This window comes from Flavobacterium psychraquaticum (genome assembly GCF_034497725.1).
GTDB classification, from domain to species: domain Bacteria; phylum Bacteroidota; class Bacteroidia; order Flavobacteriales; family Flavobacteriaceae; genus Flavobacterium; species Flavobacterium psychraquaticum.
Map to the genome: position 1 here is coordinate 613,420 of NZ_JAXKVR010000030.1, position 12,579 is coordinate 625,998.

13 protein-coding genes are annotated in these 12,579 nt (G+C 32.3%); 12 read left to right on the forward strand and 1 reads right to left on the reverse strand.

The window, feature by feature from the left end:
* Positions 1 to 46: 46 nt before the first annotated feature.
* From dut to T1L09_RS12560, 8 genes are all read left to right on the forward strand, one after another.
* Positions 47 to 481 carry a dUTP diphosphatase gene (gene dut / locus T1L09_RS12525; protein ID WP_322551307.1) on the forward strand — a complete coding sequence of 145 codons (435 nt, stop codon included), beginning with the start codon at positions 47 to 49 and terminating at the stop codon, positions 479 to 481.
* Between the two features lie 35 nt (positions 482 to 516).
* On the forward strand, positions 517 to 1,527 hold the full coding sequence (locus T1L09_RS12530) for a sugar phosphate nucleotidyltransferase (RefSeq protein WP_322551308.1): 1,011 nt from the start codon (positions 517 to 519) through the stop codon (positions 1,525 to 1,527).
* An 18-nt stretch (positions 1,528 to 1,545) separates the two neighbouring features.
* Positions 1,546 to 2,886 (forward strand): tetratricopeptide repeat protein, encoded by a 1,341-nt coding sequence (locus T1L09_RS12535; RefSeq protein ID WP_322551309.1) that lies wholly within the window; start codon positions 1,546 to 1,548, stop codon positions 2,884 to 2,886.
* A 2-nt stretch (positions 2,887 to 2,888) separates the two neighbouring features.
* A complete protein-coding gene (gene lolB1 / locus T1L09_RS12540) occupies positions 2,889 to 3,653 on the forward strand; it encodes a lipoprotein insertase outer membrane protein LolB1 (RefSeq protein ID WP_322551310.1) in 765 nt (254 codons plus the stop codon).
* Between the two features lie 49 nt (positions 3,654 to 3,702).
* Positions 3,703 to 4,938 (forward strand): murein hydrolase activator EnvC family protein, encoded by a 1,236-nt coding sequence (locus T1L09_RS12545; RefSeq protein WP_322551311.1) that lies wholly within the window; start codon positions 3,703 to 3,705, stop codon positions 4,936 to 4,938.
* 78 nt (positions 4,939 to 5,016) lie between these two features.
* Positions 5,017 to 5,973: a 2-hydroxyacid dehydrogenase gene (locus tag T1L09_RS12550; RefSeq protein WP_322551312.1), complete on the forward strand. Its 957-nt coding sequence runs from the start codon at positions 5,017 to 5,019 to the stop codon at positions 5,971 to 5,973.
* A 71-nt stretch (positions 5,974 to 6,044) separates the two neighbouring features.
* Positions 6,045 to 6,428, forward strand: a complete 384-nt coding sequence (locus tag T1L09_RS12555; protein WP_322551313.1) for a DUF4234 domain-containing protein — start codon at positions 6,045 to 6,047, stop codon at positions 6,426 to 6,428.
* Between the two features lie 77 nt (positions 6,429 to 6,505).
* Positions 6,506 to 6,871 (forward strand): DUF2752 domain-containing protein, encoded by a 366-nt coding sequence (locus T1L09_RS12560; RefSeq protein ID WP_322551314.1) that lies wholly within the window; start codon positions 6,506 to 6,508, stop codon positions 6,869 to 6,871.
* A 37-nt stretch (positions 6,872 to 6,908) separates the two neighbouring features.
* Here T1L09_RS12560 and T1L09_RS12565 read toward each other — a convergent pair whose 3' ends face one another.
* Complete coding sequence (locus T1L09_RS12565) at positions 6,909 to 8,699, reverse strand: lysophospholipid acyltransferase family protein (protein ID WP_322551315.1); 1,791 nt, start codon at positions 8,697 to 8,699, stop codon at positions 6,909 to 6,911.
* A gap of 183 nt (positions 8,700 to 8,882) precedes the next feature.
* On the opposite strand from T1L09_RS12565, the gene T1L09_RS12570 reads away from it, so the two are divergent.
* From T1L09_RS12570 to T1L09_RS12585, 4 genes are all read left to right on the forward strand, one after another.
* Positions 8,883 to 9,647 carry an exodeoxyribonuclease III gene (locus T1L09_RS12570; RefSeq protein WP_322551316.1) on the forward strand — a complete coding sequence of 255 codons (765 nt, stop codon included), beginning with the start codon at positions 8,883 to 8,885 and terminating at the stop codon, positions 9,645 to 9,647.
* A 79-nt stretch (positions 9,648 to 9,726) separates the two neighbouring features.
* Positions 9,727 to 10,692: an OmpA family protein gene (locus tag T1L09_RS12575; RefSeq protein WP_322551317.1), complete on the forward strand. Its 966-nt coding sequence runs from the start codon at positions 9,727 to 9,729 to the stop codon at positions 10,690 to 10,692.
* 102 nt (positions 10,693 to 10,794) lie between these two features.
* Positions 10,795 to 11,835, forward strand: coding sequence for an aldo/keto reductase (locus T1L09_RS12580; protein WP_322551318.1), 1,041 nt, complete (start codon positions 10,795 to 10,797; stop codon positions 11,833 to 11,835).
* Between the two features lie 34 nt (positions 11,836 to 11,869).
* Positions 11,870 to 12,541, forward strand: coding sequence for a hypothetical protein (locus tag T1L09_RS12585; RefSeq protein ID WP_322551319.1), 672 nt, complete (start codon positions 11,870 to 11,872; stop codon positions 12,539 to 12,541).
* Positions 12,542 to 12,579: the final 38 nt, after the last annotated feature.

Genomic DNA, 12,579 nt, shown 5'->3' on the forward strand with positions numbered 1-12,579 from the left:
AATTTCTCTAATCTGTTTTCCAATAATACATCATAATAAATTGAATATGCAAATCAAAATCATCAATAAATCTACGCACGAATTACCTAATTACGAAACGATTGCATCGGCAGGAATGGATTTACGTGCTAATATTACAGAACCAATTACACTAAAATCATTAGAAAGAGCGTTAGTAAAAACCGGACTTTTCATTGAATTACCAATTGGCTATGAAGCACAAGTAAGACCAAGAAGTGGTTTGGCTTTCAAAAAAGGAATTACCGTTTTAAATTCTCCCGGAACAGTTGATGCCGATTATCGTGGCGAAATTGGAGTAATTTTAGTAAATTTATCAAATGAAGATTTCGTAATCGAAAACGGAGAAAGAATTGCTCAGTTAATCATCGCCAAACATGAAAGAGCAGAATGGTTAGAAGTTGCTGAATTATCAGAAACAGCAAGAGGCGAAGGCGGTTTCGGAAGCACCGGAGTTAAATAGTCAATATACAAATTACAATATACAACATACTTTTTATGAAAATAATAGTACCAATGGCAGGTCGTGGTTCACGCCTTCGCCCACATACATTAACCGTTCCAAAACCATTAATCCCGGTTGCAGGAAAACCAATTGTTCACCGTTTAGTGGAAGATATTGCAGGGGTTTTAAATCAAAAAATTGAAGAAGTCGCTTTTATCATTCACGAAAGTTTTGGTAAAAAAGTAGAAGAAGAATTAATTGCGATTGCCCAAAAATTAGGTGCAAAAGGAACCATTTATTATCAAAATGAAGCTCTAGGAACAGGTCACGCAATTATGTGTGCCAAAGATTCTTTGAGTGGTCCAGCAGTTATTGCTTATGCGGATACTTTAATTCGTGCTGATTTCGATTTAGATACTTCAGCCGATAGCGTAATTTGGGTAAAACAAGTTGATAAGCCAGAAGCGTTTGGAGTAATCAACCTAAATCAATCGAATGAAATCGTGGAATTAGTCGAAAAACCAAAGGAATTTGTTTCCGATTTAGCCGTTATTGGCATTTATTATTTCAAAGATGTTGCGGTTTTGAAAGAAGAATTACAGTTGGTTATCGACAATAATATTATTCACGGTGGCGAATACCAAATCAACGATGGAATCAAACAAATGATGGCAAAAGGTATGAAATTTGTTCCCGGAAAAGTCGACGAATGGATGGATTGTGGCAATAAAGATGTCACGGTTGATACCAATACCAGAATGTTAGGATTTTTACACAATGATGGCGAGCATTTGATTGATTACGATCTGAAACAAGAAAATTCGACCATTATTCCTCCTTGTTATATTGGTGAAGACGTAGTGTTAGTTAATGCTACGGTTGGCCCTAATGTTTCTTTAGGAAAAGGTTGCCACGTAATTGATTCGACAATAAAAAATAGTTTAGTCCAAACACATTCGCATATTAAAAATGCCAAATTAGACAACGCGATGATTGGAAATCATGTGAATTATGATGGAAATTTCACAAGTATTAGTATTGGCGATTATTCGGTTTTAGAATAATTTCAACATAAAAATGCAATGAGAAAAATCACCTTTATTACCTTTTATCTGCTTTTCATAACTTTTGGTTATGGAAACTATACTTTTGCACAAGAAAACCCAGATGATATTGCATTAGTAAACGATAAAATTGAGGATGATTTTTACACAGCATTGGAACAACGAGGCATAGAAAATTATGACAAAGCTATAATTGCAATTCAAAAATGCATCGAAAAAGAACCAAAAAATGCAGCTTTTTATTATGAATTGGGTAAAAACCAATTGGACTTAAAAAATTACATCGAAGCAGAAACCGCGTTCAAAAAAGCAGTTGAACTTGATAATAAGCAACGTTGGTATTGGAATGGTTTGTATGATATTTATTATCAAACAAGAGATTTCGAAAAATCGATTCCTATTGTTCAAAAACTGATCGAATTTGATCCCAATATGAGAGAAGATTTGGTGTCGCTTTATATGAATACCAATCAAAAAGAGAAAGCTTTAAACTTGTTGAAAGAAATGCAAGCCACTTCTCATTTAACCACAACGATGGAGTTTTACAAACTTAAAATCGAAGAATCGAGTGAATTTGCGAAGCCTAAAAAAGAAACTTTAGAAGAAGGCATCAAGAAGAATCCGAAATACGAACAAAATTATATTGATTTAATTGTTTTATACACCAGTTTCAATCAGGAAGATAAAGCTTTTGATGTTGCGAAACGCTTAGAAAAAGAAATTCCAAATTCTGATTGGGCGCACGTAACTTTAGTGAAATTTTATCTGGACAAAAACGAAGGAACTAACGCTTCCCAATCGATGTTTAAAGTGCTTGGAAATGATAAAATTGATTTAAAAATTAAACACCGTGTTTTCAATGAGTTTTTAATATTTGCGATAAAAAATCCTGAATTTTTTAAAGATGTTGATGAAGCGATTCCTTATTTTAGGTCGGACGCTGATTTGAATGTTTCTAAAGAAGTTGGGAAGTTCTTTTGGACCAAAAAAGACTTCGAAAAGGCAATCTACTATTTTGAAAAAGCATTAAAAGCAAATGCTCAAGATGTTGAATTGATGGAATATTATTTGAATGTTTTGATTCAAAAAGAAGATTATATAGCGATAATTCCAAAAGCAGAAGATTTTTTAGAATTGTATCCAACCCAACCGAGTTTTTATTTTTATGCCGGATTTGCTAGTAATAAAATCAGTCAGTTTAAAAAAGCGAAAGACTTTTTAGAAAGCGGCTTAGATTTTGTAGTGGATAATAATGCAATTGAAAGAGATTTTTACACCCAATTAATTATTAGTTGTGAAAAACTGAACGATGTCGCAAAAAAACAATTGTATTCCAATAAATTAAAACAAGTAAAATAACAATGAGAATAGTCTTATCCGCCTTTTTAATTTTGTTTTTAGCAGGTTGTAAATCTAAACAAACTGTTGCAACTGCAGCAGCAAGTGACAATACCGAAGTTTCTCAGATTATCAAAGGCCATTATGCGAATCAATACGATTTCAAAACTCTTAATATTCGAGCAAATGCTAAATATGAAGATGCTAAACAATCACATTCTTTAAGTGCGGATATTCGAATTAAGAAGGATGAAATTATTTGGATCAATATTAAATTCTTTGGAATTCCCATGGCAAAAGCTTTGATTACACCTACAAAAGTGAGTTATTACGAAAAGATAAACGGCACTTATTTTGAAGGTGATTTTAGGATTTTGAGCAATTGGTTAGGAACTGATTTAGATTTTCAAAAAGCACAGAATTTATTTCTCGGTAGAGCCATTGACGATTTAACAAAAGACAAATGGATTGCTGAAATTAGCCAGAAATTATTCCGTTTAACCAAGCCAAGTAATGACGATATTTCAAAAGACTTCTACTTTGAAGCTGCTAATTATTTATTGAAGAAAGAAACGATTTCGCAAGAAAGCAAAAATAGAGCTTTAGTAATTGAATATCCGTCACATCAAGAAGTGAATAAGATTTTCTTACCGAATAAAATTAGTATTAATGCTATTCAAAAAGATAACGTTTCTATTGATATTGACTACAAGAATACAACATTTAATGAAGATTTGAGTTATTCTTATTCAATTCCACGTGATTACAAGGCAATTGAAATCGATTAATATTTCATTTTATTAAAACAAAAACTACCTTTGTAAAAACCCAAAGTGCATGAGCCATTTTTTAAAAACACTTCTCTTCTTTTTTATCACTTCTATAGCTTTTGCACAGTCATCTGAGCAACAAAAGTTAGAAGAGAAAAAAGCGCAAATTTTAAAGGAAATAGCGGATAATAAAGTACGATTAGAATCAGAAAAGAAAAAAGAAAAAACGGTTTTAGGTCAAATTATGCAGCAAGTTAACCTAATTAGCTTAAGACAACAGTTATTAAAAACCACAGCAAAACAAACGCGTTTGTTAACGGATGATATTTATTTAACGCAACTGGAGCTTAATAAATTAAACAGAGAGTTAAAAGTACTAAAAGAAGATTACGAAAAAATGATTGTAAAATCATACAAAAGCCGTAACGATCAAAGTAGAGTAATGTTTGTTTTATCTTCTGAAAGCTTTCTTCAAGCTTATAAGCGCATTCAATACATGAAGCAATATGCAGGTTTTAGAAAAATGCAAGGTGATGAAATTAAAGTAAAACAAGATCGATTAGAAGTAGCTGAAAAAAGTTTGCAAGTAAGTAAAAAACAAAAAGAAAAGGTTTTACAGGAAACTGAAAAAGAAAAAATAGCTTTAGAACAAGAGAAGAAAGAACAAGAACGCTTGGTTAAATCTATTCAAAAAGATAAAAAGAAATTAGCTGCGGAAATTGATAAAAAACAAAAAGAGGCGCGTGGAATTGACGCAAAAATCAAAAAATTAATCGCCGATGAAATTGCGGCTGCTAATAAACGAAATGCTGCAAAAGCGGGGACAGTTGCTCCAAAATCGGGAACAGCTGCGGCATCAAAATTTGTATTATCGGCAGAAGGCAAAGTAGTTTCAGATAATTTCAAAGCGAATAAAGGTAAATTACCTTGGCCGGTTGTAGATGGATATATTTCTTTAAAACATGGCGATCAACCGCATCCAATTCATACAAATTTAACAATTCATAATAGTGGAGTAGAGATTTCTACAAAACCTGGATCTTCAGCAAGAGCAGTTTTTAGCGGAGAAGTTTTACAGGTTCAGGTTATTTCAACAAATAACAAAGCCGTTTACATTCAACACGGAGATTTTATTACGGTTTATTTGAATTTATCTTCGGTAAATGTTTCGAAAGGACAAAAAGTTAGCATCAAACAAAATATCGGAACCATTCACACCGACTCCTCAGGCAGAGCAGTAATTAAGTTTTTAGTGCTTCAGAATACTACGACGCTAAATCCGGAAACTTGGTTGAATATGTAAAAAAGTAAAGTGAGGTCTAGTGGGCCTCATTTTTTTTGGATTATATTTTCTTGTATTTTTATACCTTAATTTGAAAAAATGAAAACTTCAGACATTAAAATACTTCATATCGATAGCAATCATCCCTCACTTTGGGAGCAACTAGAACAAGCGGGTTTTCAGAACGAAACTGATTTCAATTCGACCAAACAAGAAGTTGAAATTAAAATTGAAAATTATCACGGTATTGTGATTAGAAGCCGTTTTAAAATTGATAAAACTTTTTTAGATAAAGCCACAAATTTGAAATTCATTGCCAGAGTTGGTGCAGGGTTAGAAAGTATTGACTGTGATTACGCTATTGCGAATGGAATTCATTTAATCGCTGCTCCGGAAGGAAATGCGAATGCAGTAGGAGAACACGCACTTGGGATGTTATTAGCACTTTTTAACAATTTAAACATTGCCAATAACGAAATTAAATCAGGACAATGGAAACGCGAAGCCAATCGTGGCCACGAATTAGAGGGTAAAACCGTAGGAATTATTGGTTATGGCAATATGGGAAAATCATTCGCCAAGAAATTAAGCGGATTTGATGTAAAAGTTTTGTGTTATGATATTCTACCTAACGTTGGCGATGCAAATGCCACTCAAGTAAGTTTAGCCGAATTACGAGAACAAACAGATGTATTGAGTCTGCATACGCCTTTGACGCCAGAAACTGATAAAATGGTGAATAAAGATTTTATTTCCACATTCAAGAAACCATTTTGGTTAATCAATACCGCTAGAGGAAATTCAGTTGTTACAGATGATTTAGTGGAAGCCTTACAATCAGGAAAGATAAAAGGAGCAGGTTTAGATGTTTTAGAATATGAAAAATTATCCTTTGAAACACTTTTTGAAGGTGAAAAACCGAAAGCTTTTGAATACTTATTGCAAGCTAAAAATGTATTGTTAACACCACATATTGCTGGTTGGACGTTCGAAAGCCATCAGAAATTAGCGCAAACGATTGCAGATAAAATAAAATCATTAGCGAATAATTTGTAACAAATTCGTACAAATAGTACTTATAAGGAATATTTTTATAATTTAGCCAACTAATCAAAAAACAAAAACAAATGGAAGTAACAAACCAACCAGAAAAATGGAATCAGCCAAACGGAAATATTCCGGTTTTCAAAGTGGACCCAATTATGGTATTATTATTAAGTTTTATTACTTGTGGATTGTATTTAATCTACTGGAATATTAAGGTATCGGAAGTAATAAATGCAGTTTCTGGCAGAGAAGTTTTATCTACTCCAGTAGCTGTTTTTTCAGGCTGTTGTATGCCTGTAAACATTTATTTTTACTATATAATGGGTAAAGAAGGTTTGCCAAATGTGTATAAAAGAACAGGAGAATTAGATAAAGACCAATCTACATTGTTAATTATTTTAGGTTTGTTCTTCCCTTTTGCAGCAGCAATGATTGTTCAAGGTGATATCAATAGACTTTACTAATCAAAGATTTCGTTACAAATAGAATTTTAGGTATTACAGGTGCAGTATTAACACTTGTAATACCTTTTGTTTTATGGTTGCAAAACACTAACAATTCATTAGATAGTGAGCAATCCTTTTGCCCGTTAAAAGCACTAACTGGTTTTCCTTGTCCTTCTTGTGGTATTACGAAATCATTAGTTTATTTTTACGATGGCGATTGGTTAAAAAGCATTAGCTTTCATGTTTTAGGACCTTTAGTAGTTGGATTCTGTTTGTTTATAATTGTGCTTTTTCTATTGGAATTAAAAACAAAAAAGGTCTATTTTAGAAAATGGTTTTATAACCGAAAGCTGGCCTATTTTTTAGCGGCTTTTTTAATGGTTTATCATATGATAAGATTGATTTTATTCGTACAAGAACATTCTTGGGATGAGATTGTAAAACAAAGTATTTGGAAATAAAAAAGGCTTACAAATTTTGTAAGCCTTTCTCTTTATATTAACCTTTTTCTTTGCGCTCTAATTCTGCTTGAAATTCCTCCATAACTGGTTTTACGGTGCTTTCGGGTAAGTCTGCAATTCTTATGTACATTAAACCATCAATAGCATTATTAAACAGTGGATCTACATTAAAAGCAACAACTCTTGCGTTTTGTTTGATGTATTTCTTTATTAAAACAGGTAAACGTAAATTCCCTGGTTCAATCTCATCAATAATTTTATCAAACTTATTTAAATCGGCTTCAGTTTCATTGAAAACGAAATCTTTGTCAGCGTCTTTTAGTTTTACTTTATATTCTTTTTTTGGATGAATATATTGCGCAATATAAGGATCGTAATAGTGCGATTTCATAAATTCAATCATCAACGATTTCGAAAAATTCGAAAACTGATTGCTAATGCTTACACCACCAATTAAATATTTATGTTCCGGATGATGCAACGTTGTGTGCACAATTCCTTTCCATAATAAAAATAACGGCATCGGTTTCAGTTGGTATTCTTTGATAATAAAAGCCCTTCCCATTTCAATGGATTTGCTCATCATATCATATAATTCTGGTTCAAAACGAAATAATTCGTGCAAATAAAAACCATCAATTCCATATTTTGGATAAATATGAGAGCCTAATCCCATACGATAAGCACCAGCAATACATTGTGCTTCTTCGTCCCATAAAAACATGTGGTGATAATATTTATCATACTCGTCAAGATCTAATGACTCGTTGGTTCCTTCGCCTACTTCTCTAAAAGTAATTTCTCTTAAACGACCAATTTCGTGTAAAATATTCGGAATTTTATCAGCCGTTACAAAATAAACTTCATAATTTTTGCTTTGTAATAAACGATAATCGCCTTCTTTTAAAAAAGCCATTTCTTCTAAAATCTCACTATGATTGGCTGGTTTAGCAATTTGTTTTGGCGATTTTGGAATGGACAATTTAGGCAAATGAATTTTATTATCTTCTTCAAAAGAATTAGAAAGCATATAGGTTTTCTTTCTTAAGAATTCGCCATAACTTTCAATGTCTTTGTATTCATTTTGCTCTGCAACAGAAATAGGTTTTCCAACACGAACTTTAATAACTCTATTTTTTTGAGTATTTAATTCACTCGGTAATTTCGCAGTTCGAAGCGTACTATTAATTTTAGATAAGAAATAAAATAAACGACTATTTTTAGCATGAAAATAAATTGGAACTACCGGAACTTGCGCCTTTCTAATTACTTTTATTGCGCCTTCTTCCCATGGTTTGTCTACAACTAATTTGCCGTCTTTATAAGTGGAAACTTCACCCGCCGGAAATATACCTAAAGGCTTTCCATCGCTTAGATGTCGTAATGTTTCTTTAATTCCGACTACACTAGATTTCACATCCTTATGGTTTTCAAAAGGATTAACAGGCATTATGTAGGGCTTTAACGGTTCAATACGATGTAGTAAAAAGTTAGCTATAATTTTGAAATTTGGCTCTTTTTCAAGCATTAATTTCAACAACAAAATACCGTCAATTCCTCCTAAAGGATGATTTGAAATGGTAATGTAAGCACCGTCTTTCGGCAAACGTTTTAAATCTTCTTCTGGAATTTCGAACTTAATCTGTAAATCGTCTAAAATTGCATTCAGGAACGCAACATCTTTTAAATGCTTGTGTCGGTCATACAATTTATTTAACGCAGAAATTTTAAGCACTTTCATCAATAGCCAGCCAGAAAAAGTTCCGAAAACTCCGTATTTATCAGCGTTAATCGCTTTGGCAACTTCTTTAGCAGTAACTAAACCCATTTATTATTTGTTTTTGAGCAAGAAACAAAGATAATAATTATGTTGAATTTTAGGCTATATGATGGTAGAATTAAAACCGCTTTTTTGTTATTTAACTTATTTTTAATTTGTTATAAAATCTCTCATTTCAGGTTTTAGTATTCCGTTCCTTTTTAGTACTTTTGGTCGAAAGCTAGAATAAAGATGAAAATTATATCCTATAATGTTAATGGTATCAGGGCCGCTATTACTAAAGGCTTTTTAGATTGGTTGCAACAAGCTAATCCTGACGTCATTTGTTTACAAGAAATTAAAGCTAACGAAGATCAAATTCCAACAGAAGCCATCGCGGCTGCAGGCTATCCGTATCAATATTACTTCTCTGCTCAGAAAAAGGGATATAGTGGTGTAGCGGTTTTGTCTAAAATAGAACCCAAAAACATCGTTTTTGGAACAGGGATTCCACAGATGGATTTTGAAGGACGAAATTTGCGTGTAGATTTTGAAGAACTTTCGGTAATGAGTTTGTACTTGCCATCTGGCACGAATATTGATCGATTAGAATATAAATTTACCTATATGGATGATTTTCAAAACTACATCACTGATTTGAAAAAAGAAGTTCCAAACCTAGTGATTTGTGGCGATTATAACATTTGTCATCAAGCAATTGATATTCACGATCCAATTAGAAATGCAAAAGTTTCTGGTTTTTTACCTGAAGAACGTGCGTGGTTGGATGGTTTTATGGAAAATGGATTTATCGATACCTTTCGATTATTTAACAAAGAACCACACAATTATAGTTGGTGGAGTTATAGAGCAAATGCCCGAAACAATAATAAGGGATGGAGAATTGACTATTGTTTAGTTTCTGAACCTTTGAAAAGTAAAATTCAAAGAGCTTTGATTCTGCCTGAAGCGAAACATTCTGATCATTGTCCGGTTTTAGTCGAAATCACTAATTAAATGCTAGCATAAAAGCTATTTCATAAAATTCATAATCTGTTTCATCTTGAAACAAAACAAATCCGAAACAATAAAACAAATGATAAAAAAAATTGCCTTAGCCTGCGTAGTTTTAAGTTTAACTACCTCTTGTGTTTCTAAAAAAATCTATCAAGATTTAGAAAACAAATATGCTGATTTAAAGAAAGAACACAATGCTTTATCGGATGAAAACGGTACTTTAAAAACCGAGAAAAATCAGTTAGAGTTAGATAGAAATAAATTACAAGCTGATTTTGACAAAACTAAAGCAGAACGTGATAAGTTAGCGGCTGATTATGCGGCAACAAAAAAGAGTTATGATAATTTAAAAGCTTCGTATTCGGCTTTAGAAAAAGACAGTAACGAAGCTTTAGAAGCAAATATTAACAAAAACAGACAATTATTAGCAGAGTTAGAAGCAAAACAGAAAGCATTAACAGCAGAGCAAGATCGTTTAAATAAATTGAAAAAAGATCTAGAAGCATCTTCTTCTCGTTTAGCCGAATTGGAAAAAATGATCGATAGCCAAGAGGCTTCAATGAGAAAGCTTAAAGAAAGTTTATCAAAAGCTTTAAATGCCTTTGAAGGAAAAGGTTTAACTGTTGAGCAAAGAAATGGAAAGGTTTATGTTTCTATGGAAAATAAATTATTATTCGATTCTGGTAGTTGGATTGTAGGTGCCGAAGGGAAAAAAGCTGTAAAAGCGTTAGGAGATGTATTAGGTCAAAATTCGGAAATTTCGGTTTTAATCGAAGGACACACCGATAATGACAAAATTACTGGAACTATTGGTGGAGGCGTTGAAAACAACTGGGATTTATCTACAAAACGCGCGACTGCAATTGTAAATATCTTGGTTGAAAATAAATCAATTGACAAGAAAAATTTAACCGCTGCTGGTCGTGGTGAATTTGCTCCTTTGATGTTGAATGAAACGGCTGAAGGGAAAGCGAAAAACAGAAGAATTGAAATTATTTTAACGCCAAAGTTAGATGAGATTTCTAAAATATTAAACGACTTATAATATTTCTTTAAAATACAATAAAAAGGTTTGAATTTAAAACTCAAGCCTTTTTTTTTGGGTCAAACTTTGTAACTTTGGATTTTACTTCTAGAATCTTATAAAATGAATTATACAACATTACCAAATACCGATTTACAAATTAGTGAAATTTGCTTGGGCACGATGACTTTTGGCAATCAAAACTCCGAAAGTGAATCGCATTCGCAATTGGATTTTGCCAAGGAAAAAGGAATTAATTTTATTGACACGGCAGAAATGTATCCGATAGGAGGAAACGCCCAAATTTTTGGAAGTACAGAGCGGCATATTGGAACTTGGATAAAGAAAATCGGTCAAGCCGAAAGAGATAAATTGGTAATTGCAACAAAAATTGCTGGTCCCAATCGCGGAATGGAATACATTCGTAAACCTTTAGATTTCTCCAAGAAAAGCATCACCGAAGCTGTTGAATTAAGTCTGAAAAACCTGCAAGTTGATACTATTGATTTGTATCAAATGCATTGGCCGGAACGTGTGATGAATATGTTCCAAAAAAGAGGTGTTCAGGAATTAGATACGAAATGGCAAGATAATATTTCTGCTGTTTTAACGGTTTATGATGGTTTAATCAAAGAAGGAAAAATAAAACACATTGGACTTTCTAATGAAAATCCGTGGGGCGTAATGCGATTTTTAATGGAAAGTGAAAAACACGGTTTGCCAAGAATTTCAACCATTCAAAATCCGTTTTCATTGTTAAATAGATTGTATGAAGTTGGTTTGTCTGAAATTGGAATGCGTGAAAACGTTGGTTTATTAGCTTATTCTCCTTTAGCTTTTGGCGTTTTATCTGGAAAATATGCAAATGGTTTGCCTGAAAATTCTCGGATGAAGTTATTTCCAAATTTCGTGCGTTATACCAATGAAAATTCTTTTAAAGCGACTAAATTATACCAAGAATTAGCAGATGCAAATGGCTTGACATTAACACAAATGGCTTTAGCTTTTGTGAATCGTCAGAAATTTGTTACTGCAACAATTATTGGAGCTACAACGATGGAGCAATTGAAAGAAAACATTACTGCTTTTGAAACGGTTTTATCAGACGAAATCATCTCTAAAATTGAAAAAATTCAGGAATTAATCCCGAATCCAGCGCCATAAGAAGAACTAAATAAACACTATAATTTTTTTTAAAATGATTAATCTATTTAAAATATCAGTAATTTTAACTTTCGTTTACAATTTAAGTGCAGCTGCGCAAACTCCAATACCAAGATTGGATTTGAATCAATTTCGAGGTGTTTTAGTAAGCGAAACAGGTATAGAGATTGCAGGTTCTCAGTATATTGAAGAAGCATTTTTAAGTGCAAAAATATCTGTCATTGGTGATCAAGTAGTCGATGTTAGGTATAATGTAGTAAAGGATGAAATGGAGTTTAAAAGGGATAATATTATTTATCAAATGTATAAAACAGATAGTTTAACTATAAGTTTTATAAATGAAAATAAAATTTATAAAGTTGTAGACTACACTTATAAAGACAGAAACTTCAAAGGGTTTTTAATCTCAAAAACTACAAACGAAAACGTTAATTTCTTAATGAAAGAGGTAATTAGGCTTGTTCCATTTAAATCGGCTGTTAATTCCTATAGTCAAGATGTTCCAACTCATTATAAAAAAGATGCAAACATTTATTTATTACAATTAAAGAGTGAAATTGTTGAAATGCCAAATAGTAAAAAAAATCTAATTAAATTATTCCCTAATCATTCAGCTAAAATTGAGGAATTTTTAAAAGCAAACAAAACTGATTTTGATAAAGAAGATAGTGTCTTGATTTTAGTAAATTTTTTGAATACACTTTAAGGAGCATAGATTTTTTTCGTAAATACGAGTGGCATACA